Origin of the sequence: uncultured Massilia sp., from assembly GCF_913773735.1 — a bacterium.
In the GTDB taxonomy this organism is placed as follows: Bacteria; Pseudomonadota; Gammaproteobacteria; order Burkholderiales; family Burkholderiaceae_D; genus Telluria.
This window is the reverse complement of sequence record NZ_CAJYEB010000048.1, coordinates 17,481-38,795: the sequence shown is the minus strand read 5'-3', so window position 1 is coordinate 38,795 and position 21,315 is coordinate 17,481. Positions and strand designations below refer to the sequence as shown.

At 70.7% G+C, this 21,315-nt stretch carries 23 protein-coding genes; 12 read left to right on the top strand and 11 right to left on the bottom strand.

All coding sequences use genetic code 11. From position 1 onward, the window contains the following. Window positions 1–135 precede the first annotated feature (135 nt). From QZ749_RS24035 to QZ749_RS24025, 3 genes are all read right to left on the bottom strand, one after another. Window positions 136–1,137: an SLAC1 anion channel family protein gene (locus QZ749_RS24035; protein WP_296952572.1), complete on the bottom strand. Its 1,002-nt coding sequence runs from the start codon at window positions 1,135–1,137 to the stop codon at window positions 136–138. 123 nt (window positions 1,138–1,260) lie between these two features. After that, window positions 1,261–2,832: a methyl-accepting chemotaxis protein gene (locus QZ749_RS24030; RefSeq protein ID WP_296952568.1), complete on the bottom strand. Its 1,572-nt coding sequence runs from the start codon at window positions 2,830–2,832 to the stop codon at window positions 1,261–1,263. A 240-nt stretch (window positions 2,833–3,072) separates the two neighbouring features. Continuing rightward, window positions 3,073–4,044 (bottom strand): methyltransferase, encoded by a 972-nt coding sequence (locus QZ749_RS24025; protein ID WP_296952565.1) that lies wholly within the window; start codon window positions 4,042–4,044, stop codon window positions 3,073–3,075. Between the two features lie 200 nt (window positions 4,045–4,244). Here QZ749_RS24025 and QZ749_RS24020 point away from each other — a divergent pair, with 200 nt between their 5' ends. From QZ749_RS24020 to QZ749_RS23995, 6 genes are all read left to right on the top strand, one after another. Continuing rightward, the gene (locus QZ749_RS24020) at window positions 4,245–4,430 is read left to right on the top strand and encodes a hypothetical protein (protein ID WP_296952561.1); all 186 of its coding nucleotides are present in this window, start codon (window positions 4,245–4,247) and stop codon (window positions 4,428–4,430) included. A 102-nt stretch (window positions 4,431–4,532) separates the two neighbouring features. After that, on the top strand, window positions 4,533–5,405 hold the full coding sequence (locus tag QZ749_RS24015) for a neutral zinc metallopeptidase (RefSeq protein WP_296952558.1): 873 nt from the start codon (window positions 4,533–4,535) through the stop codon (window positions 5,403–5,405). Between the two features lie 233 nt (window positions 5,406–5,638). Beyond that, a complete protein-coding gene (locus tag QZ749_RS24010) occupies window positions 5,639–6,823 on the top strand; it encodes a zinc-dependent alcohol dehydrogenase (RefSeq protein WP_296952556.1) in 1,185 nt (394 codons plus the stop codon). Between the two features lie 10 nt (window positions 6,824–6,833). Further along, entirely contained in the window at window positions 6,834–7,403 is a 570-nt protein-coding gene (locus tag QZ749_RS24005; protein ID WP_296952553.1) for a hypothetical protein, read from the top strand. Between the two features lie 166 nt (window positions 7,404–7,569). Continuing rightward, complete coding sequence (locus QZ749_RS24000) at window positions 7,570–9,390, top strand: M4 family metallopeptidase (RefSeq protein WP_296952551.1); 1,821 nt, start codon at window positions 7,570–7,572, stop codon at window positions 9,388–9,390. 125 nt (window positions 9,391–9,515) lie between these two features. Next, complete coding sequence (locus QZ749_RS23995) at window positions 9,516–10,745, top strand: MFS transporter (protein WP_296952549.1); 1,230 nt, start codon at window positions 9,516–9,518, stop codon at window positions 10,743–10,745. 28 nt (window positions 10,746–10,773) lie between these two features. Here the strand turns inward: QZ749_RS23995 and QZ749_RS23990 are convergent, their stop codons facing one another. Genes QZ749_RS23990 through QZ749_RS23980 form a run of 3 tightly spaced genes read right to left on the bottom strand, consistent with a single transcriptional unit; the run spans window position 10,774 to window position 12,749 of the window. Then, window positions 10,774–10,908, bottom strand: coding sequence for a hypothetical protein (locus QZ749_RS23990; RefSeq protein WP_296952547.1), 135 nt, complete (start codon window positions 10,906–10,908; stop codon window positions 10,774–10,776). A 50-nt stretch (window positions 10,909–10,958) separates the two neighbouring features. Next, window positions 10,959–11,669, bottom strand: a complete 711-nt coding sequence (locus QZ749_RS23985) for a M23 family metallopeptidase (RefSeq protein WP_296952545.1) — start codon at window positions 11,667–11,669, stop codon at window positions 10,959–10,961. A gap of 48 nt (window positions 11,670–11,717) precedes the next feature. Further along, complete coding sequence (locus QZ749_RS23980; protein WP_296952543.1) at window positions 11,718–12,749, bottom strand: L,D-transpeptidase; 1,032 nt, start codon at window positions 12,747–12,749, stop codon at window positions 11,718–11,720. A 100-nt stretch (window positions 12,750–12,849) separates the two neighbouring features. On the opposite strand from QZ749_RS23980, the gene QZ749_RS23975 reads away from it, so the two are divergent. After that, window positions 12,850–13,149: a 2Fe-2S iron-sulfur cluster-binding protein gene (locus QZ749_RS23975; RefSeq protein WP_296952541.1), complete on the top strand. Its 300-nt coding sequence runs from the start codon at window positions 12,850–12,852 to the stop codon at window positions 13,147–13,149. 21 nt (window positions 13,150–13,170) lie between these two features. Here QZ749_RS23975 and QZ749_RS23970 read toward each other — a convergent pair whose 3' ends face one another. Then, a complete protein-coding gene (locus QZ749_RS23970; protein ID WP_296952538.1) occupies window positions 13,171–14,067 on the bottom strand; it encodes a S9 family peptidase in 897 nt (298 codons plus the stop codon). Window positions 14,068–14,255: 188 nt separating this feature from the next. On the opposite strand from QZ749_RS23970, the gene QZ749_RS23965 reads away from it, so the two are divergent. Beyond that, entirely contained in the window at window positions 14,256–14,426 is a 171-nt protein-coding gene (locus tag QZ749_RS23965; RefSeq protein ID WP_296952535.1) for a hypothetical protein, read from the top strand. 123 nt (window positions 14,427–14,549) lie between these two features. On the opposite strand, the gene QZ749_RS23960 is transcribed toward QZ749_RS23965, so the two are convergent. Beyond that, the gene (locus tag QZ749_RS23960) at window positions 14,550–14,759 is read right to left on the bottom strand and encodes a hypothetical protein (protein ID WP_296952533.1); all 210 of its coding nucleotides are present in this window, start codon (window positions 14,757–14,759) and stop codon (window positions 14,550–14,552) included. Window positions 14,760–14,960: 201 nt separating this feature from the next. On the opposite strand from QZ749_RS23960, the gene QZ749_RS23955 reads away from it, so the two are divergent. Continuing rightward, the gene (locus tag QZ749_RS23955; protein WP_296952529.1) at window positions 14,961–15,098 is read left to right on the top strand and encodes a hypothetical protein; all 138 of its coding nucleotides are present in this window, start codon (window positions 14,961–14,963) and stop codon (window positions 15,096–15,098) included. 59 nt (window positions 15,099–15,157) lie between these two features. After that, window positions 15,158–15,532, top strand: a complete 375-nt coding sequence (locus QZ749_RS23950; protein WP_296952521.1) for a hypothetical protein — start codon at window positions 15,158–15,160, stop codon at window positions 15,530–15,532. Between the two features lie 24 nt (window positions 15,533–15,556). Here QZ749_RS23950 and QZ749_RS23945 read toward each other — a convergent pair whose 3' ends face one another. From QZ749_RS23945 to QZ749_RS23935, 3 genes are all read right to left on the bottom strand, one after another. Continuing rightward, window positions 15,557–15,772: a hypothetical protein gene (locus tag QZ749_RS23945; RefSeq protein WP_296952518.1), complete on the bottom strand. Its 216-nt coding sequence runs from the start codon at window positions 15,770–15,772 to the stop codon at window positions 15,557–15,559. A gap of 92 nt (window positions 15,773–15,864) precedes the next feature. Next, a complete protein-coding gene (locus tag QZ749_RS23940) occupies window positions 15,865–18,705 on the bottom strand; it encodes an EAL domain-containing protein (protein ID WP_296952516.1) in 2,841 nt (946 codons plus the stop codon). 125 nt (window positions 18,706–18,830) lie between these two features. Further along, the gene (locus tag QZ749_RS23935; RefSeq protein WP_307726678.1) at window positions 18,831–19,592 is read right to left on the bottom strand and encodes a fused MFS/spermidine synthase; all 762 of its coding nucleotides are present in this window, start codon (window positions 19,590–19,592) and stop codon (window positions 18,831–18,833) included. Between the two features lie 174 nt (window positions 19,593–19,766). Here QZ749_RS23935 and QZ749_RS23930 point away from each other — a divergent pair, with 174 nt between their 5' ends. Beyond that, window positions 19,767–20,042, top strand: a complete 276-nt coding sequence (locus QZ749_RS23930; RefSeq protein ID WP_296952510.1) for a hypothetical protein — start codon at window positions 19,767–19,769, stop codon at window positions 20,040–20,042. A 5-nt stretch (window positions 20,043–20,047) separates the two neighbouring features. Next, window positions 20,048–21,223, top strand: a complete 1,176-nt coding sequence (locus QZ749_RS23925) for a GGDEF domain-containing protein (RefSeq protein ID WP_296952508.1) — start codon at window positions 20,048–20,050, stop codon at window positions 21,221–21,223. Window positions 21,224–21,315 lie beyond the last annotated feature (92 nt).

Here is a 21,315-nt window from a genome sequence, read left to right as displayed (position 1 = left end):
TGGGATTCGAAGGGCTGGCCTTGCAAGGCCAGCCCTCTCCGAATCGCCCGTTGGCGGTCCCTGGCGGGGACCGCCTGCGCGCCGCTGGCGCGCATGACTGCGCCAGCGCGCCAGACAGCCCAGCCCCCCCGCCACTCAGATCAACTCCCGCAACCTCCCCCCGCCGATCCCCACCACGGTCTGCACCAGGAACCCCGCCACGGCCAGCGTCGCGATCCCCAGCAGCACCAGCGCGATCGCCCCGGTCACCGCCGTGCCGTCCCAGGCCGCGTACTTGAGCGCGGCCACCGCCGCCGCCGCCAGCGGAAAGCCGGCCGCCCACCACGACACCCGGAACGGCGAGCACTGCGGCAGGTGGCGCAGGCGCCCCAGCAGGACCGGCACCAGGAACAGCATCACCATGTACAGGCCGGCGGCGAAGCCGTCGATGCGGCCGACCGTGGTCGTGTAGGCCGAAAAGCCGACCGCGAACGGCGCCAGCAGGATCAGCAGCGACGGCTGCAGCGGCGCCGGCAGCGGTTCTTCCAGCGCCAGGCGGCCCAGCAGCAGGGTCAGGAGCGGCAGCGCGAAGACCAGGCCGACGGCCAGGCCGAACAGCATGACGCCGTGCAGGCCGTCCCAGTGCAGCAGCGGCACCGCGAGCGGCACGTCGAGCATGCCGACCACCGGCACGATCCAGGACGGGGCGACCTGGGCGCCGCTGTGGCGCACGCTGATCCAGCGGCTCACGACGGTCCAGGCGAACGCCGTCATGCCCAGCGCGCCCAGTACCCAGGCCAGGCGCGCCAGCGCCAGGCTGGCGTCGGCGAGCACGAAGGGCAGTAACAGCAGGCTGATCAGGGGCGTGCCGAACAGGTTGCCGGCGATCGGGTGGGCGAATTCGGCGCGCACGGCGCCGAAGCCGGCGAACGCCTTGATGCCGTAGGCGACGGCCAGCGCGACGAAGGCCAGCAGCGCGGCGGCGCCGATGCCGCGGCCGATCCAGGCCGGCAGGCCGAACGTCCGGTGCGCGAGGTCCCAGGCGATCGACAGGCCGGCCAGGCCCATCACGGCGCCGAACAGGCCTACCGGCAGCCAGGCGAGGGTGGTCGGCGGGGCCGCGGCGGCGGCGGGGACGGTGTTGTCGAGGGCTTGCATGGCGATCTCCCGGTGGCGCGGCGCCGCGCAAGGGCGCCGCATGGAAGCCATTCTTGCACCGGGCGGACGCGGCGGCCATGCCGGCATGCGGCGGCGTCTTGCCCGATCGTCTCATCCGGCGCCTCAGGCCATGACGGCGTCCTCCTTCACCTTGAACACGTCCACCAGCCGCGTCAGCTCCTCGGCCTGGCGCCGCATCGCCTGGGCGGCGGCGGCGGCTTCCTCGACCAGCGCGGCGTTCTGCTGGGTCACGCCGTCCATCTCCACGATGGCGTGGTTGGCCTGCTCGATGCCGCTGCGCTGTTCCGTCGTCGCGGCGCTGATGTCGGCCATGATGGCCGTCACCCGGCGGATGCTGTCGACGACCTCGCCCATGGTCATGCCGGCCGCGTCGACGAGCCGGCTGCCGGCGCCGACCTTGCCGACCGAGTCGTCGATCAGCGCCTTGATCTCGCGCGCCGCGGCGGCGCTGCGCTGGGCCAGGTTGCGCACCTCGCCCGCCACGACCGCGAAGCCGCGCCCCTGCTCGCCCGCGCGCGCCGCCTCGACGGCGGCGTTGAGCGCCAGGATGTTGGTCTGGAAGGCGATGCCGTCGATCACGGCGATGATGTCGACGATGCGGCGCGAGGACGCGTTGATCGATTCCATCGTGCCGACCACCTGCGCCACGACGGCGCCGCCGCGCTCGGCCACCTCCGCGGCGGCGCGCGCCAGCGCATTGGCGCGGCGGGCGTGGTCGGCGTTCTGCTGCACGGTCGCGGTCAGTTCTTCCATCGTCGACGCCGTTTCCTCCAGCGAGCCCGCCTGGGCCTCGGTGCGCGCCGACAGGTCGGCGTTGCCGCTGGCGATCTCGTTCGAGGCGTGGGCGATGTTGTGGGTGGCGCGGTGGACCTGGCCGACCAGGTGGGCCAGGCGCGCGCGCATGGTCTCGATGGCGGCCAGCAGGCTGCCGTCGTCGCCGTGGCGCAGCACGATGGCCACGTCCAGCTCGCCGTCGGCGATGCGCCCGGCGATGGCCGCGGCATCGGTCGGCTCGCCGCCGAGCTGGCGCAGCAGGCCGCGCGTGATCAGCCAGGCCATGCCGGTGCCGAGCAGCGTGGCGGCCAGCGTGATGCACACGGTCTGCAGGCGCGCCGAGCGGTGCGCGGCGGCGGCCTGCTCGGCGGCGTCCATCACCTGCTGTTCCAGCGCGCGCACCATCCCGTCCATGGCCGCGATGGTCCTGTCCTGCAGCGGCTGCAGCTCGCGCAGCAGCATGCGGTTGGCGGCGTCGTGTTCGCCGGCCCGCACCAGCGCCGTCATGCGCTGCGCCACGTCGACCGAGGCGGCGCGCGCGGCGACGATGCGCGCCAGCGCCGCCTGCTCGGCAGGGGTCGAGATCATCGCCTGCAGCCTGTCGGACAGGGCCTGGTAGGCGGCGCGGCTGGCGGCCAGGCGGCGGTTCGCGGCGTCGACCTCGGCCGCGTCGTCCATCAGCGCGATGGTGTGGCCCTTCACGATCGCATCCATCATCGACTGGCGCATGTCGGTCACCAGGCGCACCTTGACGTTGTCCTGCTCGACGATGCGCGACATCTTTTCCTGCATCGTCGTCATGCGCGCGACGCCGGTGACGGCAAGCAGCACCATCAGGACCAGGACGATGGCGAAACCGAGGCCGAGCCGGACGCCGACTTTCAACTTGCTGATTCTCATTGTTCAACTCCGTGGTCGCGGCGCACGGAGAGAGGGACCGCACGCCTTGGGGGGACGAGAGACGGACGGGCAAAAGGCCGGTCCGGCGCAGGGTCTCCCGACCGGCAGGGCCGGCCGCCGGCGCGGTCGCGTGGTACGCTTATTGAATTGTGGCAATTATATGATCGACCGGAACGCGCCGCTGAAAACGGCTCCCGGTCGCGCCCGACACCGCGGTCGTCCGCGGTTCCCGGACCGGGCTCAGGGCCGCCGCACCGCGTGCAGCCACACGGCCGCGATGCGCTCGACGTCCTCGTAGCCGGCGCACCCGAGCTGGCCGCCCAACACGTCCGGGTCGAGTTCCTCGTACGACCAGTCGCGGCAGGCGGCATCCAGCAGTGGGCGCACCGCGTCCAGGAAGGGATCGGCGCCGTCGACGATGGCCGCGCCGGTGTACAGCAGCAGGCTGCCGCCCGGCCGCAGGCGCGCCAGCGCCTGCTGCACGATGCGCACCGACAGGGCGGCGCCGTGCATGCCGCCGCCGTGGCGGTAGGGCAGTTCGTCGGCGTCGAGGATGTAGGGCGGGTTCGACATGACCAGGTCGAACCCGCCGTCCACGCCGTCCAGCAGGTCGCTGCGGCAGGGGCGCACGCCGGCGGCGCCGGCCAGCGCGGCATTGACCTCCACCAGCGCCAGCGCGGCGGCATTGATGTCGGCGCCGAACACGGTGGCGCGCGGACGGCGCAGCGCCAGTTCGATCGCGGCCGCGCCGCTGCCGGCGCCGACGTCGACGGCGCGCAGCACCGGCCGCTGCAGCCGGTCCAGCGCGCGCCGCATGGCGGCCAGGTAGCGCCAGGTATCGGGGCCGAAGAACACGGCGTCGTCGTCGTCGGTCGGCCACGCCGAATGGAAGTACAGCTGCGGCCCGATGGTGGACGCGCGCACCAGCGCGCGCCAGGCGCCGGGGATGCCGGGGCAGGGAGCGGCCAGGCCGGCGCCGCGCAGCAGCGCGTCGACGTCCGGCGCCAGCGTGCCGGCCAGCCAGGGGCGGCTCCAGCCGAACACGCCGCGCAGGTCGCGCGCCAGCGCGTTGCCGGGGCGGGCATTGACGCGCCGGTGCGTGGCCGGCGTGACCGTCGCGAAGCGGTAGCCGCTCCGGCGCAGCAGGCGTCCGAGCGCCGCCAGGGCATCGCGGGCGGGGGCGGCGGCAAGGATGGTCGAAAGCGTCGGCATGATGGCGTCAGCATGCCGCGGCGCGCGCCGCCGTTCGGTGCGCGCGGCCACACAGTGGAAGCGATGGCGGACGCGCCGCCCGTATGGCACTATGGGCGCTATGTGAAAGTTCGAACAGAGCGGCGCCGGCGGCCGGTGCACACTGGGGCATACGGCGCGCATCCCATCCCGGGGCGCGCTAGCAACCGACGAGGAATGTCATGAGTAACGTGGTACCGGAAGTCTCCCTCAAGGCGCGCCTGGAGCGCGAACTGGAACGCGAACGCCGCGAGCGCCTGCAGCACGACGAATGCCGCGCCGGCCTGGCGGCCGACGACGAGTTCCGCAGCAAGGAGGCGCGCGGGCACAGCGACGCGTTCGGGCTGAAGCGTTCGACGGTGCGCTGAACGCGCAGGACGAACGGCGCCATCCGGGGCGACACGCGATACGAGAGAAGCACCAGAGAAACACCAGGGAAACACCAGGGAAACACGAACGGGAGGACATGCATGCGTTGGGAAGGCGATCGGCAGAGCGATAACGTGGAGGACCGCCGCGGCGACGGTGGCGGTGGCGGGGGATTCGGCTTCGGCGGTGGCACGATCGGCATCGGCACGATCGTCGTGGCGCTGCTCGGGTCCTGGTTCTTCGGGGTGTCGCCGTCGACGATCCTGAGCCTGCTGTCGGGCGGCGGCGCCCAGCAGGTCCAGCAGGCGCCGGCGCACCCGCCCGCCAACGATCGCGAGACGCAGTTCGTGCGCACGGTGCTCGGCTATACCGAGGACACCTGGGGCCAGATCTTCCGCGCCGGCGGCGCCACCTATTCGCCGCCCACGCTGGTGCTGTACGACGGCCGCACCAGCACCGGCGGCTGCGGCCAGGGCCAGGCCGCGGTCGGGCCGTTCTACTGCCCGGCGGACCGCAAGGTGTACATCGACCTGTCGTTCTTCCGCCTGATGCAGCAGCGCTTCCACGTCGGCGGCGAGTTCACGCAGGCCTACGTCATCGCGCACGAGGTCGGCCACCACGTGCAGAACCTGCTGGGCATCTCCGGCAAGGTCGACGCGATGCGCCAGCGCGCCTCCGAGACCGAGGCCAACGCCATGTCGGTGCGCCTGGAACTGCAGGCCGACTGCTTCGCCGGCGTCTGGGCCAACCATACGAATTCCGCCAAGCGCATCATCGAGGGCGGCGACATCGAATCGGCGCTGGCCGCGGCCAGCGCCATCGGCGACGACGCCCTGCAGCGCCAGTCGCGCGGCGAGGTCGTGCCCGACTCCTTCACCCACGGCACCTCGGCCCAGCGCGTGCGCTGGTTCAAGCGCGGCATCGAGACCGGCTCCGTGGAGCAGTGCAATACCTTCGAGGCGCGCCAGCTGTAAGCGCGTACCTGCCCGCACGACGACGGCCGCCTTGCGCGGCCGTCGTCGCTTCCGGGGCGCCTGGTTCTTCCCGGAACGACTTCGCCCCGACAAAATTTCCCTTCTAAAACAAAGCGCTGGCACGGGCGCGAAAACGTGGAAAAACCCCGCGTTCGTTACCGTGCGCGTATCGCTATCCTGGCCGGCGTGCCATAAGGTGGGGTGCCAAGCGAACCCAATCGAGGAGCCAACCCATGCTGGCCATGAACTATCGCGGACCCTACCGCGTCCGCGCCGACCACAAGCCCGATCCAGAAATCCAGCACCCGGGCGACGCCATCGTGCGCGTCCTGCGTACCTGCATCTGCGGGTCCGACCTGCACCTGTACCATGGCATGGTGCCCGACACCCGCATCGGCCACACCTTCGGCCACGAATTCGTCGGCGTGGTCGAGGACGTCGGCACCGACGTGAGGCACCTGAAGGTCGGCGACCGGGTGCTGGTGCCGTTCAACCTGTTCTGCGGCTCCTGCTTCTTTTGCCAGCGCGAGTTGTTCGGCAATTGCCACAACACGAATCCGCAAGCCACGGCCGTGGGCGGCATCTACGGCTATTCGCACACGGCCGGCGGCTACGACGGCGGCCAGGCCGAGTTCGTGCGCGTGCCGATGGCCGACGTCGGCCCGATGGTGATCCCGGACGACATCCACATCGAGGATGCCGTCCTGATGACCGATGCGCTGCCGACCGGCTACCAGGCCGCCGAGATGGGCGACATCCAGGAAGGCGACACGGTGGTCGTGTTCGGCGCCGGCCCGGTCGGCATCTTCGCGGCCAAGTCGGCCTGGCTGATGGGGGCGGGACGCGTGATCGTCGTCGACGAGGTCGAGTACCGCCTCGAGTTCGTCAAGCGCTACGCCCAGTGCGAGGTGCTGGACTTCCGCATCGTGAACGACATGGCCGAGCACATCAAGCGCATGACGGACGGCCTGGGCGCCGACGTCTGCATCGACTGCGTGGGCGGCGACGCGGCCGGCTCGATCGCTCAGACCCTGACCGGACGCCTGATGAAGATGCAGGCCGGCGCCGCTACCGTGCTGCACTGGGCCATCAATGCGGTGCGCAAGGGCGGCAACGTGTCGATCGTCGGCGTCTACGGTCCGACCTTCAATGCGGTGCCGATCGGCAACGCGCTGAACAAGGGCCTGACGCTGCGCATGAACCAGGCCAGCGTGCGGCGCCACCTGCCGCGCCTGATCGAGCACATCCGCGAAGGGCGCCTGAGTCCGAAGGACATCATCACGCACCGGGTGCCGCTGGAAGAGGTGGCGGACGCCTACCACATCTTTTCGAGCAAGCTCGACAACTGCATCAAGACCGTCCTGATCCCGCCGTCGGCGCGCGAGGTCCAGGCCGTCCAGTCCAGCGCACTGCATTGAGGAGACCGCCATGGAAACGCACCGCGAACACCCGCACGGCCACGACGGCCACGTCCACCACCACCCGCCGCAGGGCGACTTCGACGACGTGCCGCGCCGTCCGAGCCGCGCGTCGCTGTCCCACATCCAGGGCTGGGGCGCCGACCTCGACCGCAAGAACCGCCCCGGCGTGCCGATGGAGCGCACGCCGCCGCGCTTCATCCACCAGCACGAGGGCAAGCTGCCGCAGCAGGAGGAACACGTCGAGGTGCTGGTATCGACCGAGCGCGACAATGCCATCACGCCCATCTTCGGCACCGCGCAACCGCCGAAGGGCCTGTCCGGCATGCTGCGGCGCCTGGCGTTCAAGTGGTCCGAGAACGACATGCGCCACTGGCTGATCCTGCTGGCGGCCGACCGCGTCAACGTGGTCGAGGGCATCGGCGAGGACCTGGCGCGCGGCAAGGTGCCGAACGTGCTGGGCGAGATGGGCATCAAGGCCGAGTGGGAGCACAACCGCGCCGGCCTGGTCAAGAAGGCGGCGATCGCCGGCGTCGTGGTCGGCGCCGCGGTGTACCTGATGCGCCGGCGCCCGCGCTGATCCGCGAGGGCCGGCGCCGTCCGGCTCGTCGATGCCCCGCCGCGTGGCGCCCCCACGCGGCTGTTTGCGCTTGAGCAATCCACTTTCATCGAGCTCATCCACACTGCGATGATGCCACCCGAGTCCGTCGTCGGCTCGGCCGGGCGTCACCGAAAGGAGATGAGAGATGAACAAGCGCATGACCCTGCTGGCGTCGCTCGGCGCCATTTTCCTGACGCTTGCGCAACCGGCGGCGGCCGGGCCGGGCATGATGAGCGCGCCGGTGGCGCCCAGCGCCCAGCAGCGCGCCGCGTTGCTGGCCCAGCTCGAGGCGCGCCGCGCCACGCGCGGCATCGACGCCCGGCTCGGCTACGAAGTGCGCAGCCAGCATCCGGGCGTGCAGGGCACGCAGGTCGCGCGCGTCGCGCAGACGTGGAAGGGCGTGCGCGTGTTCGGCGCGGAATCGGTGCTGGTGCTGGACGGCGCCGGCAGGATCGTGTCCGAGTCGGCCTCCGAGCGCAGCCTCGCGCTGGCGGGCGCTGCGCAGGGTGGCGATGCAAAAGGGGGCGATGCAAAGGCAGGCGATGCAAAGGCGGGCGGCGCGCGCCTGGCGCCGGACTTCGACGTCACGCCGGCGATCGGCGCCGAGGCCGCGATCGCCGCGGCGCTGGCGTCGATCGGCATGCGCTCGGCGGCCGGCGTGCGCCACGCGGCGACGCCGAGCGCCGAACTGGTGATCTGGCCGGTGGTGCGCCAGGAGCGCACGCCCGAGGCGCGCGACAAGCAGGAGACGGCACTGAACGCCGTCGACGTGCGCGACGTCGTCGAGCGCTACGAACTGGCCTGGCTGGTGCGCACGCGCCTGCACATCGGCGACCGGCCGGTCTACCACGACACGGTGGTCGGCGCGCGCGATGCCCGCATCCTCGACCAGTGGAGCATGCTGCAGACGGTCGTCGGCGTGGGCCGGAGCCAGTACAACGGCGAGGTGCCGGTCAATACCACGCTGGCCGGCGGCAAGTACCGGATGATCGACGACAGCCGCGGCACCGGCGGCGCGTTCGGCGCGATGGCGATCACCAACGCCAACCACGGCAGCAGTTCCGGCGAGGTCTACGTCAACGACAGCAATACCTGGGGCGACGGCAAGCAGTACGTCAAGGGCGGCTCGACCACCGACGCCAACGGCCAGACCGCGGCGGTGAATGCGCTATGGGGGTTGATGAACACCTACGACACGCTGAAGAACGTGTTCGGCTGGCGCTCGCTGGACGGCCACGATACCGCGACGCACATCGCCGTCCACGTCAACACGGCCTACGACAATGCCTACTACAGCGACGCCTGCCGCTGCATGTTCATCGGCGACGGGAACACCTTCAACAGCCTGGGGTCGATCGACGTGATCGGCCACGAGATGGGCCACGGCGTCACCGCCGCCACCTCGGACCTGACCTATTCCGGCGAGTCGGGCGGCCTGAACGAGTCGGCCTCGGACATCAACGGCGAGGTCGTCGAAGCCTATGCGCGCGCCGGCGGCCGCGGCGACACGATTCCGCCCGCCGGCAACGACTGGGTGCTGGGCGCCGAGATCAGCAAGAGCGGCACGCCGCTGCGCTGGATGCGCAAGCCCAGCAAGGACGGCAGCAGCCCGGACGCCTGGAGCACCTCGCTCAAGCGCCTGGACGTGCACTACAGCAGCGGGCCGAACAACCGCATGTTCTATTTCCTGTCGCAGGGCTCGAGCGCCGACACGACGGCCGACACGTACAGCAAGTACCTCGTCAAGGCGCCGCTGGCGATGACGGGCATCGGCATCGACAAGGCCTACCGGATCTGGTTCCTGGCGAATACCACCAGGTTCACGTCCAGCACCAACTATGCCCAGGCGCGCGAGAAGATGATCGAGGCGGCGGCCGAACTGTATGGCAAGGACGGCCGCGAGGCGATCGCCGTGCAGCGTGCCTATGCGGCGATCAACGTCGGGGCGGACGTCGACGAACGCTAGCGCGGTTCTTTTGCGCCGGGACCGGGATTTTCCCGCCCGGCGCAAAAGTATTTTGAGGATTATGCAGTTTATCGAAAAAGCGAGCGCGCAGATAATGTGTGCTGGATTCTTTTTCTGGATAAACCATGCATACCTCCTCTTCTTCCTCTTCCGGCGCACCGGCAGGCGGCGCGACCTGGCCCCTGCTGGCGCTCGCCGTCGGCGCCTTCGGCATCGGCACGACGGAATTCGGCCCGATGGGCATGCTGACCACGATCGCCCGGGGCGTCGACGTGTCGATCCCGTCCGCCGGCATGCTCGTGTCCGCCTACGCGATCGGCGTCATGGCCGGCGCGCCCGTGATGACCCTGCTGCTGGCGCGCTGGCCGCGCCGCAAGGCCCTGGTCGCCCTGATGGCCTTGTTTGCCATCGGCAATACCCTGTCGGCGCTGGCGCCGGGCTATGCGAGCCTGATGGTGGCGCGCGTCATTACCAGCCTGACGCATGGCGCGTTCTTCGGCATCGGTTCGGTGGTCGCCGCCAGCCTGGTGCCGCGCGACAAGCAGGCCAGCGCCGTCGCCATGATGTTCATGGGCCTGACGGTCGCCAACATCGGCGGCGTGCCGGCCGCCACCTGGCTGAGCGACCACATCGGCTGGCGCCAGTCGTTCGGCGCCATCGCGGCGCTCGGGGTGCTGGCGATGGCGTCGCTGCTGGCCTTCCTGCCCCAGGGCAGCCGCGGCCAGGCGCCGGACGTGCGCGCCGAAATGAAAGTGCTGCTGCGCCCGGTCGTGCTGCAGGCGCTGCTGACCACCGTGCTGGCGTCGGGCGCCATGTTCGCGCTGTACACCTACATCAATCCGGCGCTGCAGGCCTTCAACGGCGCCTCGCCGGGGTTCATCACGCTGATGCTGGCGCTGGTCGGCATCGGCTTCACGATCGGTAACTCGGTGGGCGGCAAGATGGCCGACCGTTCGATCGACCGGACGCTGATCGTCTTCCTGCTGGTGGAAGCGGCGACGATGATCGCCTTCCCGTGGCTGGCCGCCAGCAAGGCCGGCACGGCGATCGGCCTGCTGGTGTGGGGCATCGCCGCGTTCGCCCTGGTGCCGCCGGTGCAGATGCGCGTGATGCGTGCGGCGACGGAAGCGCCGGGCCTCGCATCGTCCGTCAACATCGGCGCGTTCAACCTGGGCAATGCGATCGGCGCGGCCATGGGGGCGGCCGTGCTCGATGCCGGCATGGGCTACGCGGCCGTGCTGTTCGCCGGCGCGGCGCTGACGGTGCTGGCGCTGCTGCTGGTGATCCGCGCCGCCGGCCGACATGTCGCGCAGCCGCAGGGCGAGGGCGCGCAGTCCCACGCCTGCACCCATTGAGCGGCGCGCCCGGCCGTGGCCGGGCGTGTTATTTGCGCTTGAGCAGGAACAGGGCCATGGCCGACGAGGCCAGCAGCAGGATGACGCCCGCCGGGTCGACGCGCACGTCGACCGTCACCTTCACGTCGACGCTGCGCGTGGCTTTTTCCTGGGGTAGATTCATCGTGTCCTCCTCGTCGAGGGTGTCGTACGATCCGAGCCGCGCAGGCCGCGTCAGCGCGCCAGCAGCGGATACGGGTTGACGGGCGTGCCTTTCCACCACTGCTTTTCGGGCGTCAGTTCGAACACGGCGAAGTGCAGGTGCGGGGCGTTCGGGTCGGCGTTGCCGGTGCTGCCGACGTAGCCCACCAAATCGCCGCGCTTGAGCGTCGCGCCTTCCTGCAGGCCGTCGGCGTAGCGGTCCAGATGGGCGTAATAGTAGGCATACTTTTCGGTCGGGTCAAACTGGTAGACGGTCAGGCCGCCCGGCTTGCTGGTGAACAGCTTGGCGACCTTGCCGTCGGCCGTGGCGCGGACCGGCGTGCCCTTCGGCGCCATGATGTCGAGCGCCTCGTGATGGCGTTCGCGGCCGCGCGGCTGGTCGTAGTTGTCGCTCAGCTGGGCGAAGGCGATGCCCTCGACCGGCACCATCAGCTGGCCGGCGGGAATGGCCGGGGCGGCGGACGCCACCTCGGGCAGGGCGGCGACGGCGTCCATGGCGGCCGGGCGCAACGGCAGGTCGAGTTCGGTCAGGTCGGGCGTCACCTTCGGCGCCGGCGGCAGCTGGCTCTCCAGGTCGGGGCCGGCCGGCGCCGGCAGCGAGCCCGTCGCCATCGCGCTGGAGGCCGCGGCGCGCGGGTCGTCGTGCGGCACCTGGCGCAGCCAGGCGAACAGGCCGCCGGCGCCCACCAGCACGCCGAGCAGGAAGGTCATCAGCCATTTCATCGTCGTCTCCTCGTCAATGCGATCCGCTGTCCCGTCGGCGCCTGCGGGTCAATCCTGCAGCACCACTTCGGTGCCGGCCTGCACCAGGCCCGCCACCTCGGCGACGCTCCAGTTGGTCAGGCGGATGCAGCCGTGCGATTCGGTCTTGCCGACCGTGGACGGCACGGGGGTGCCGTGGATGCCGTAGTGCGGCTTGGACAGGTCGATCCAGGCCACGCCGACCGGGTTGTTGGGGCCGGCGGCCACGGTGGTCTTCTTGTCGCCCGGACGGGCGTCCCAGAACAGCTTGGGGTTGTAGTGGTAGGTCGGATTGCGGTGCACGCCCTCGATGGTCCACTGGCCGATCGGCAGCGGATCGTGCTCGCTGCCCGTCGACACCGGGTACTGGGCGATCTGGTTGCCGGCCGCATCCTGCAGCCACAGCACGCGCGCCGCGTTCGATACCACCACGCGCGCGGCCGGCGGCAGCGGCGGCGTGCCGACCACGTTGGGCACGACGATCTGTTCGCCGGCGCGGCCCAGGTCCTTGCCCGGATTCAGTCGTTGCAGCAGCGCCGGGCTGGCGTGGAATTTCTCGCCCAGTCCCTCGGCCGCCGAGGCATAGCCGAGCGCCGGCAGCTTCGCCTTTTCCATCATGTCGTTCGGCACGGGACGGAAGGGGCCGGCGACGTCGGCCTCGGCCAGCGTGTAGGTCAGCAGCGTGGGCGTGGCGTCGGCATGCAGCAGGTTCCAGGTGGCGTCGTCGAGCTTGCCGGTGACCGGCAGGCCGCGCGCCTTCTGGAAGCCGGACAGGGCCTGGCGCATGTTCGAGCCGTAGGCGCCGTCGATCTCGCCGGGCGAGAAGCGGGCGCGGTCGAGCAGCACTTGGGCGCGCAGCAGGCGTTCGAACTCGGCCGCATCGGCGGGCGCGGCCATCGGGGCGGCTGCCGGGGCGGACGCAGGGACGGCCGCGGGCTGGACCGCGGCGGGCTGCGGCGCGGCGGGCCGCACGGGCATCGGCTGCGCCTGGCGCGCGCCGGCGGGGAGGGTGGCGAGGCTGCCCAGCAGGGCGGCAAGGGCGATTCTGGTGTGGTAAGTCATGGGGCACCTGCTTGCTTGTTTCCTTGCAATCAGGTTAATCACATGCAAGAACAGGGTCTGTGCGCGAACGAACCCATGCCCGGCCGGTACAATCGGGCCCATGAGCACAGTCACCATCACCCTCCAGCCGTCCGGCTGGTCGTTCGCGGCGGACGCGGGCGAAACCATCCTGCACGCGGCCGAGCGGGCCGGCGTCGACCTGCCCAGTTCCTGCCGCAACGGTACCTGCCGTACCTGCCTGTGCCGCCTGAACGCCGGCGGCGCGCGCCACCTGGTCGAGTGGCCGGGCCTGTCGTTCGACGAGAAGCGCGAAGGCTACATCCTGCCGTGCGTGGCCGTGGCCGAGGGCGACGTCACCGTCGAGCAGCGCCTGGCGCGGCGCATCGTGTTTCCGGATTGACGTGGCGTCCTGCCGGCGCGGTCAAGGCGTGCCCGTCGGCGCCAGCGCCGTCTCGATCGCCTGCAGCACCAGCGGCCACGACGCCGAGCCGGCCGCCACTTCGTCGTAGTGGCTGGCGCCGGGCAGGATCACGACTTCCGCGCGGTCGCCGGCGGCGCGGGCGCGGGCCGCGAAGTCGTGCGCCACGCGCGGCGGCGAGATCGTGTCCAGTTCGCCGGTAACGAGGATCGTGCGGGTGCCGCTCGGCAGCAGGTCGCCGGCATTGGTGTCGGAAAACACGTCGGGCCGTTCCTTGCTCGGCGTGCCGGCCAACTGGACCGTGCTGCGCTCGCAGCTGGTCTCGATCAGGGCCGCCTCGCGGCGCAGGTCGGCCAGGCCGCCCAGGCTGACGACGTTCTTCACGGGCAGCGCGTCGGCGCGGTACAAGGGGCTCGACGACGGGATGCGCGGCCGCGCGCCGATCCATTGCACGAGCTGGCCGCCGGCCGAGTGCCCCACCGCGGCCAGTCGCTGCAGGTCGAGCGGGTAGTGGCGGGCCGCCTGCGCCAGCGTGTCGAGCGCGGCATTCATGTCCAGGTACATGCCCGGATAGCCGCCGCCCTCCTCGTCGACGCGGCGGTATTCCACGTTCCAGGCGGCGATGCCGCGCGCGGCCAGCGCCCCGGCCATGTTGCGGAACTGGAGGATGCCGCCGAACGCCTTCGTCCAGCAGCCGCCGTGCACCAGCACGGCGACGGGGAACGGCCCCTTGCCTGGTGGCATGAACAACTCGGCGTACTGGGATGGCGCGCTGCCATAGCGAAAGGTGGCGCTCGGCGCCGGCCCGCTCAGGGCCATGTAGTCGGACAGTTTCATCGGTGCGGCATGGACGGCGCCGGCGCAGGCGGCGGTCAGGAGCAGGGCGGACAGGCGGCGCATGGTCGTCGGAAAGTGAATGAATGGCAATTTGCCACTATACCAGCCGGCGCCGCCAGTGCGCACGGCCGGACTGCGCACGATTGAACACCGCGGGCGGTCTTCCATGCTAGGCTCCGCACAACATCGACATCGACATCAACATCAGCGGCGCCAGCGCGCTGGCGGCGCTGTGGCTTCAAGGAGGAACCATGACGACCATGCTGGACCACGAAGGGCGCCAGGCGTTGCGCGCCCATACGACCCCCGATCCCGACCTGCCGCCGCCACAGCCGCGGCCCGATCCGGACGACGTGCCGGCGCCGGCCCGCGCCCCGATCGAGGAACCCACGCCGCCGGAGCCGCCCGTCAAGGCTGGATAAATGCAGGCAGGGTGAATGCAGGCAGGGTGAATGCACGCAGGGTGAATGCAGGAAGCGTCGATGTTTGCCGCTGCGCCCGGTTGGCGGGCACCTGGTGCCCGTCCACCGGGCGTTGCCGGTCCGTCAGTCCTTCGACGAGTCCTGCTTGTCCCCCTGGCGGTTGCCCGCCGTGTCCGCATCCTGCCGGCTGCCTTCGCCGCGGCGCGGGATCTCGCGGATCATCCGGTCGGTATCGTGCTGGGCCGGCGTGCGCTCGCCGCTGCCGATGTCGGCTTCGTGCAGGATCGCCGGACTCTGTGCGGCCGGGTCGGGTTTGAGGTTCTGGTCTGCCATGATGCTCTCCATTGCGTTGTCAGGTTGATGCGATCCTAACAGTCCATCCCGGGGCCCGGCGCGCAATAGCGGCACCGGGATCGTGCACAGGATGTTGCTTTATAGATACATCCGCCCTGTTTTTGTGCATGGCGCAAACGTGACCCCGCGCGAACATTTTTATAATGGGATCACCGGGCGACGAACGATGAGGAGAACAGCATGGGCACCACACTGCACAACAAGATCTACCTGGGCCGCAACACCCTGATGACGTCGCGACGCATGCAGGCGGCGCTGGCCCTGTCCGCGCTCGCGGGCGCCGGCCTCGTGTGGTGCGCCGTGCGCGCATTCCGCTGAGGTTGCCGGGCAGGCCCGCCGCCGTTACCATGGCGGGCTTGCTCCTATCGAAAGTGGTAATGAAGACCCTGAAACTGACCGGCGACGAATACGACGCCCTCGAACACATCCGCCGCGGCGCGCGCAGCGACCGCGTGAATGCCTGCGTCGGCCGCAACGCCAAGCGCCTGTCGGGCCTGAAACTGGTCCAGTATGCCCGCACCGGCGCGCTGTCGCTGACCGAGCAGGGCGCCGAACTGCTGTTCCTGCGCCGCTGCGTGCAGGCGCTGCGCGCGCTCGAGGCCGATCCGGCGGCGGCCGTCGACGGCGACATCGTCCAGTTCCTCGGCCGCAAATCGCATATCGCCGAGCGTCCAGAAGGCGGCTACGCGCTCACCCCGCGCGGCCGCGAGTCGCTGGCCGACATCGCCGCCCAGGAACCGCAGCAGCGCTGACGGCCGCCTGCCCGGCGCAGCCCGTCAGTTGGCGCGGCGGCGCTGCGGATACACCAGCGTGCGCACCGCGATATCGGCCGGCACGTTCATCGCCGCCAGGAACGCGGCCGCGCGGCGCAGGCCCAGCGTCGGCACCGACGCCACCGCCTGGTTCACCAGGTCGCGCGTGCGCATGTCGTTGCGCTCGCGGCGCAGCGCCATGTCGTCGCCCACTTCATTGGTTTCGGTCAGCATGCTCATCACCATTCGCGTTGTCAAACGATACATCGCATTCTAGAAGAACGATGTCGTTCTGGCTACGAAAAAATGGTCGAGCGGCAAGGCGATGACGCTCAAGCCACCGCGGCTTCGCTTTCCAGGTTCGCCAGGCCGCGCCGCTGGCGCAGCAGCTGTTCGAATTCGTGGGCCGGCAGCGGACGCGAGAAATAATAGCCCTGCATCTCGTCGCAGCCCTGGTGGCGCAGGTAGTCGAGCTGCTCGGCCGTCTCCACGCCCTCGGCGATGACGGACAGGCGCAGGTTGTGCGCCAGCGCGATGATCGACGCCACGATCGCGGCGTCGTTGGCGTCGTGCGTGATGTCGTTGACGAACGAGCGGTCGATCTTCAGCACGTCGATCGGGAAGCGCGACAGGTAGGAGAAGCTCGAGTAGCCGGTGCCGAAGTCGTCGATCGACAGGTTCACGCCCAGCGACTTCATGCGGTGCAGCAGTTCCACCGCCGGCGTGACGTCGCTCATGAACAGGCTTTCCGTTAGTTCCAGTTCCAGGCAGGCCGGATCCAGGCCCGTGTCGGCCAGCACCGACTCGATGCTGTGCAGCAGGTCGGGCGCGCCGAACTGGCGCGCCGACAGGTTGACCGCCACGCGCAGGCGGCCCAGGCCGGCATCCTGCCAGGCCTTGTTCTGGGCGCAGGCGGCGCGCATCACCCAGGCGCCGATCTGGACGATCAGGCCGGTGTCCTCGGCCACGCTGACGAAGCGCGTCGGCGGCACCATGCCCAGCTCCGGATGGCGCCAGCGGATCAGCGCCTCCATGCCGACGATGTGGCCGGTCTTGAGGTCGACCTGGGGCTGGTAGTGCAGCACGAATTCGTTGCGCTCGAGCGCATTGCGCAGGGCGCCTTCGATGCGCACGCGTTCCAGCGATTCCTCGTTCATCGCCGGCGTGTAGAACTGGAAGTTGTTGCGGCCCAGTTTCTTGGCGCAGTACATGGCGATGTCGGCATGCTCGATCAGGGTTTCGGCCGGCGTGCCGTCGCTCGGGTAGACCGCCACGCCGATGCTGCAGGTGACGAAGAACTCCTTGGTGCCGAGCATGACCGGCTGGGCCACCGAATCCATCAGGCGCTGCACGATGTCGGCCGACAGGGGTTCGTCGCGGTGCTCGGACAGGATCACGACGAATTCGTCGCCGGACAGGCGCGCCACCGTGTCGCTGTCGCGCAGCGCCGCGCGCAGGCGCGCCGCCACCGTCATCAGGAGGACGTCGCCGGCCTTGTGGCCCATGCTGTCGTTGACGAACTTGAAGCGGTCCAGGTCGATCAGCATGACCCACACCTGCTGGCCGCTGCGATTGGCCCAGGCCACCGCCTGGCCCAGGCGGTCCTGCAGCAGCGAGCGGTTGGGCAGGCCGGTCAGCACGTCGTGCTGGGCCACGTGGTGCACGCGCTGCTCGGTCATCTTGCGCGCCGTGATGTCGCTGCCGGTGCCGCGGTAGCCGGTGAAGCGGCCGTGCTCGTCGAATACCGGCTGGCCGTTGATGCAGAACCAGCGCTCCTCGCCGTCGTCGTCGATGGCGCGGTACTCGAGGTTGCGGAACGGCGCGTGCGCCTCCAGCGTGGCGCGGTGCTCGCGTCCCAGCTCGCTGTCGGCCAGCGCCGGCACGTATTCCCAGCGCCGCTTGCCCAGCACGCGCTGGACGCCGACGCCGGACTTTTCCGTGAAGTCGCCGGTCACGGCGACGAAGCGGAACTGCTCGTCCTGCTCCCAGTACCAGTCCGACGACATCGCGACCAGCTGGCGGAAGCGCTGCTCGCTCTCCTGCAGCGCCTTTTCGGTGCGCTGGCGCGCCAGCACGTCGTCGATCAGGCGCTGGTTGGTCAGTTTCAGGTCGGCGGTACGCTCGCGCACCAGTTGCTGGACTTTCCTGGCGCGCGCGCCCGCGGCCTGCACGAAGGCCGCCAGCAGCAGCGTGGACAGGGTGCCGCAGGCCAGCAGCAGCGTCGACGCCAGGTGGTCGGCCAGCCAGGGACGCGGGGCGGCGAGGGCCTCGACGGTCCAGTCCTGGCCGCCGACCTGGAAGGTCTGCAGCGCGCGGCCGGTGTAGCCGCCCGCCAGCCAGCGCGGCGGCGGCGCGGCGATCGCGCCGGCGCGCGCCGGGTCGTGGTCGAACCAGGCCAGGCTGGACGGGCGCGGCGTGGCGCCGGCGTAGAAGCGCAGCAGGATGCCCTGGTCGGCCAGCAGGCCGGCGCGCGCCAGCGTCGTGCGCGCCAGCGGCGCGATGCCGATCACGGCGGCGATCTCGCGCGCCAGCCCGCCCGGCGTCGCCGGCGCCGCCATCACGACCGAGAACGACGGCTGCGGATGGCGGTCCTGGGCCAGCTGCAGCAGGCCGGTCGTCGCGGCCTTGCCGCTGGCGTGGGCGCGCGCCGTCGCGGCCATCACTTCGCGGTTGTTCGTGACGTCCAGGCCGAACGCCGGTTCGTTGCCGCGCATCGGCTCGGTGTACTCGATTGCGCGGTACTGCGCGCGGCGCGGCGACGTCACCAGGCGGCCGTCGCGGAATTCGTGCAGTACCGTGCCCGGGAGCACCTGGCGCAGCGCCGCCTCGAAGGCGGCGCGCTCGGTATCGGGCACGACGCGGCGCAGGTTGAAGGCGCGGATATGGGGATTGCGTTCGAGCAGCGGCGTGGTGAAGTCGCGGAACTGGCTGCGCGTGACCGGGTCGACCGTGGCGAACAGCTGCCGGGTCACGGTCAGCACTTCGACCGCTTCGTTCATACCGTGGCGCAACGTCGCCGCGCGCACGTCGGCGGCCTGGGCGAAGGCCAGCCCCAGCTTGTCGAATTCGAGGCGGGCGACCGCGCCCGCCAGCACGGCGGTGGCCAGCAGGCCGCCCCCGAGCGTGAGGGCCGCCGCGGGCGTGATCGAAAACGGCAGTCGGCGACGCGACATCCAGCGATTCCTATGGGTTGCAGGGGACGATGCGGATCCAAGGCCCCAATGGTGAACTGCTTGCTTGAAAGCATGAAATGCGGCGCCAGTTTGTCATACAAACCCCGGTTTCCGCAAACAAAACGTCACGACAGGGGCCGATCGGCGTCCCGGTGTGGCAGGGCCAGGACAGATCGGCAGGCGATCCAGGCGAGCAGGAGGCGCACGCCGAGCCGGTTCAGCCAGCCCGCGCCCAGGCCGTGGCGGCGCGCCAGGCGGCGCAACCGCCGCGCCGCCGGCGCCCGGTCGCCGGCGGCCGGGGCGGCGAGGGCGAACATGATGCAGTTGTTCCCGGCCACCTTGTCGAACCAGCAGGTGCGGCCGTCGAACGCGGCGTCCAGCGCCGCCAGCACGGCGCCGTAGCGCGGATCGTAGGTGAAGACGTTGGCGACCAGCACGCCGCCGGGCCGCAGCGCGCGCCGGCAGCGGCCATAGAACCGGGCATCGGCCAGGCGCGGCGGCAGGCCGGCGGCGTCGAAGCCGTCCACCAGCAGCACGTCGGCCTGGCCGCGCAGGCCGGCGATCCAGTCGGCGGCGTCGGCGTGCACGACGCGCAGGCGCGCGTCGTCGGGCGGCACCAGGAAGGTGTCGCGTAGCGCGATCACGTCGGCGCGCAGCTCGACGACGGTGATGCGGGCATCGGGGAAGTGGCGGTAGCAGAACTTGGCCAGCGAGCCGCCGCCCAGGCCCACCATCACGATGTGGCGCGGGCGCGGCGCGAACAGCGCGAAGCCCATCATCGCGCGCAGGTAGGCGAGGGTCAGCGCGTGCGGGCGCGCCAGCAGCATCTCGCTCTGGACGTCGCCGGGCGCGAATTCCAGCGTGCGCCGCCCGCGCCGCGTCCGCACCAGCGGCGCCTGGGCAGGGGCAGTCGCGGGGGCGGACGGTGGGCGGCTGGGACTGGCGGGCATCGCGCCAGTATAGGGCAAGCCGCACCGGCCATGCGGTAGATGCTGAAAGGCAACTTGTTGTCATGGATGGGTTTCTGATAAGCTGGCCGCCGTCAGCACGACGGAGACCGCATGTTCCTCGACCATCCCAGGATGTCCGCCACCAATGGCCACACCGAGCCCGACCGCATCGAGCGGCTGGACCGCGTCTACGGCTATGCGATGGCGCTCGCGGATGCCGACGGCGACGCGGACTTCGTCGACAAACTGACCCAGATCCACGACCACAAGGGCACCCTGATCGTACTCTGGCACGAGCCGCCGACCGAGGCGGAAAAGGACTACTGGACGCGCGCCTGGGCCAGCCGGGTCGGCGACGGCACCAGCGCGGTCGAACACGAATTCTGAGGGCGATGGACTCCACCACGATGGTATTGGCGCTTGCGCTGGGCAACCTGGCCTTGTGCGCCACCCTGTTCTTCTTCGAGCAGGCCCCGGGCCGCCAGGCGGCCCTGTCGACCTGGGGCTGGGCGCGCCTGGTCCAGACCGCGGCCTGGCTGCTGCTGGCCATCGGCGGCAGCGGCGTGGTGCCGGAAAGCCTGGCGCTGCCGGTCTCGTATGCGCTGCTGTTCGCCGGCGTGGCGTGGGAAACCGGCGCGCTGTGGGAACGCGCCGGCAAGGCGCGCTGGCGCCACGCGGTGGTGCCGCTGCTGGCGCTGGCCATCGTCGTGTTCCTGCTGTGCTGGCTGATCGACGAGGCCGGGCTGCGCGCCGTGGCCGCGTCGCTGATCCTGGGCGCCTTCTACCTGGGTGGCGCGGCGGCCCTGGCGCGCGGCTGGAAGACGCAATCGCTGCTGCAGCGCTTCCTGGCGCTGGCCCTGGGCGTGCTGGCGCTTGCCGTCGGCGCGCGCGGCGCGCTGGTGCTGCTGGCGCCCGCCGGCTGGGGCTGGATGAACAACGAGCTGCTGCGCCAGCTGCACGGCGCCGCGCTCTACCTGCTGGCGCTGCTGGGCGGCTTCGGCTGGCTGCTGCTGGCGCGCGAGCGCCTGCAGGACGAACTCGCGCGCCTGGAAGTGGTCGACCCGCTCACCGACGTGCCGAACCGGCGCGGCTTCTTCCAGGCGCTGCTGCCGTGGATGGCGCTGGCGCGCCGTCCCGGCCAGCCGACCTCGCTGGTCGTGTTCGACTTCGACGGCTTCAAGCGCATCAACGACGGCTACGGCCACCCGGCCGGCGACGTCGTGCTGTCGAGCCTGGTCGACACCTGCAAGCGCCAGTTGCGCGACAGCGACCTGCTGGGCCGCGTCGTCGGCGTGGAATTCGCGATCCTGCTGCCGCGCACCAACCAGGAGGACGCCGCCATGGTGGCCGAGCGCATGCGCGCGGCGATCGAGGCGCAGCGCGTCAAGACGGAGCGGGCGATGATCTCGCTGACGGCCAGCTTCGGCGTCACGACCATCCGCGCCGACGACAGCACGGTGACGCTGCTGGCGCGCGCCGACGAGGCGATGCAGGCCGCCAAGCAGGGCGGACGCAACCGCGTGGCGGTCGCGCCGGCGGCGCCGGTGGCGCAGGCGGCCGAGGACTAGATCGCGCTGCGTCACGCGGGCGCCGGGCGCGCATCGGGCGGACCGGCCGGGTGGATCGAATACCGTTCGGGCGGGCACCGTCCTCCACCTGC

Excerpts from the sequence above, each read along its gene's own strand:
- QZ749_RS24035 (WP_296952572.1), bottom strand. The coding sequence starts at position 1,137 with ATGCAAGCCCTCGACAACACCGTCCCCGCCGCCGCCGCGGCCCCGCCG.
- QZ749_RS24030 (WP_296952568.1), bottom strand. The coding sequence starts at position 2,832 with ATGAGAATCAGCAAGTTGAAAGTCGGCGTCCGGCTCGGCCTCGGTTTC.
- QZ749_RS24025 (WP_296952565.1), bottom strand. The coding sequence starts at position 4,044 with ATGCCGACGCTTTCGACCATCCTTGCCGCCGCCCCCGCCCGCGATGCC.
- QZ749_RS24020 (WP_296952561.1), top strand. The coding sequence starts at position 4,245 with ATGAGTAACGTGGTACCGGAAGTCTCCCTCAAGGCGCGCCTGGAGCGC.
- QZ749_RS24015 (WP_296952558.1), top strand. The coding sequence starts at position 4,533 with ATGCGTTGGGAAGGCGATCGGCAGAGCGATAACGTGGAGGACCGCCGC.
- QZ749_RS24010 (WP_296952556.1), top strand. The coding sequence starts at position 5,639 with ATGCTGGCCATGAACTATCGCGGACCCTACCGCGTCCGCGCCGACCAC.
- QZ749_RS24005 (WP_296952553.1), top strand. The coding sequence starts at position 6,834 with ATGGAAACGCACCGCGAACACCCGCACGGCCACGACGGCCACGTCCAC.
- QZ749_RS24000 (WP_296952551.1), top strand. The coding sequence starts at position 7,570 with ATGAACAAGCGCATGACCCTGCTGGCGTCGCTCGGCGCCATTTTCCTG.
- QZ749_RS23995 (WP_296952549.1), top strand. The coding sequence starts at position 9,516 with ATGCATACCTCCTCTTCTTCCTCTTCCGGCGCACCGGCAGGCGGCGCG.
- QZ749_RS23990 (WP_296952547.1), bottom strand. The coding sequence starts at position 10,908 with ATGAATCTACCCCAGGAAAAAGCCACGCGCAGCGTCGACGTGAAGGTG.
- QZ749_RS23985 (WP_296952545.1), bottom strand. The coding sequence starts at position 11,669 with ATGAAATGGCTGATGACCTTCCTGCTCGGCGTGCTGGTGGGCGCCGGC.
- QZ749_RS23980 (WP_296952543.1), bottom strand. The coding sequence starts at position 12,749 with ATGACTTACCACACCAGAATCGCCCTTGCCGCCCTGCTGGGCAGCCTC.
- QZ749_RS23975 (WP_296952541.1), top strand. The coding sequence starts at position 12,850 with ATGAGCACAGTCACCATCACCCTCCAGCCGTCCGGCTGGTCGTTCGCG.
- QZ749_RS23970 (WP_296952538.1), bottom strand. The coding sequence starts at position 14,067 with ATGCGCCGCCTGTCCGCCCTGCTCCTGACCGCCGCCTGCGCCGGCGCC.
- QZ749_RS23965 (WP_296952535.1), top strand. The coding sequence starts at position 14,256 with ATGACGACCATGCTGGACCACGAAGGGCGCCAGGCGTTGCGCGCCCAT.
- QZ749_RS23960 (WP_296952533.1), bottom strand. The coding sequence starts at position 14,759 with ATGGCAGACCAGAACCTCAAACCCGACCCGGCCGCACAGAGTCCGGCG.
- QZ749_RS23955 (WP_296952529.1), top strand. The coding sequence starts at position 14,961 with ATGGGCACCACACTGCACAACAAGATCTACCTGGGCCGCAACACCCTG.
- QZ749_RS23950 (WP_296952521.1), top strand. The coding sequence starts at position 15,158 with ATGAAGACCCTGAAACTGACCGGCGACGAATACGACGCCCTCGAACAC.
- QZ749_RS23945 (WP_296952518.1), bottom strand. The coding sequence starts at position 15,772 with ATGAGCATGCTGACCGAAACCAATGAAGTGGGCGACGACATGGCGCTG.
- QZ749_RS23940 (WP_296952516.1), bottom strand. The coding sequence starts at position 18,705 with ATGTCGCGTCGCCGACTGCCGTTTTCGATCACGCCCGCGGCGGCCCTC.
- QZ749_RS23930 (WP_296952510.1), top strand. The coding sequence starts at position 19,767 with ATGTTCCTCGACCATCCCAGGATGTCCGCCACCAATGGCCACACCGAG.
- QZ749_RS23925 (WP_296952508.1), top strand. The coding sequence starts at position 20,048 with ATGGACTCCACCACGATGGTATTGGCGCTTGCGCTGGGCAACCTGGCC.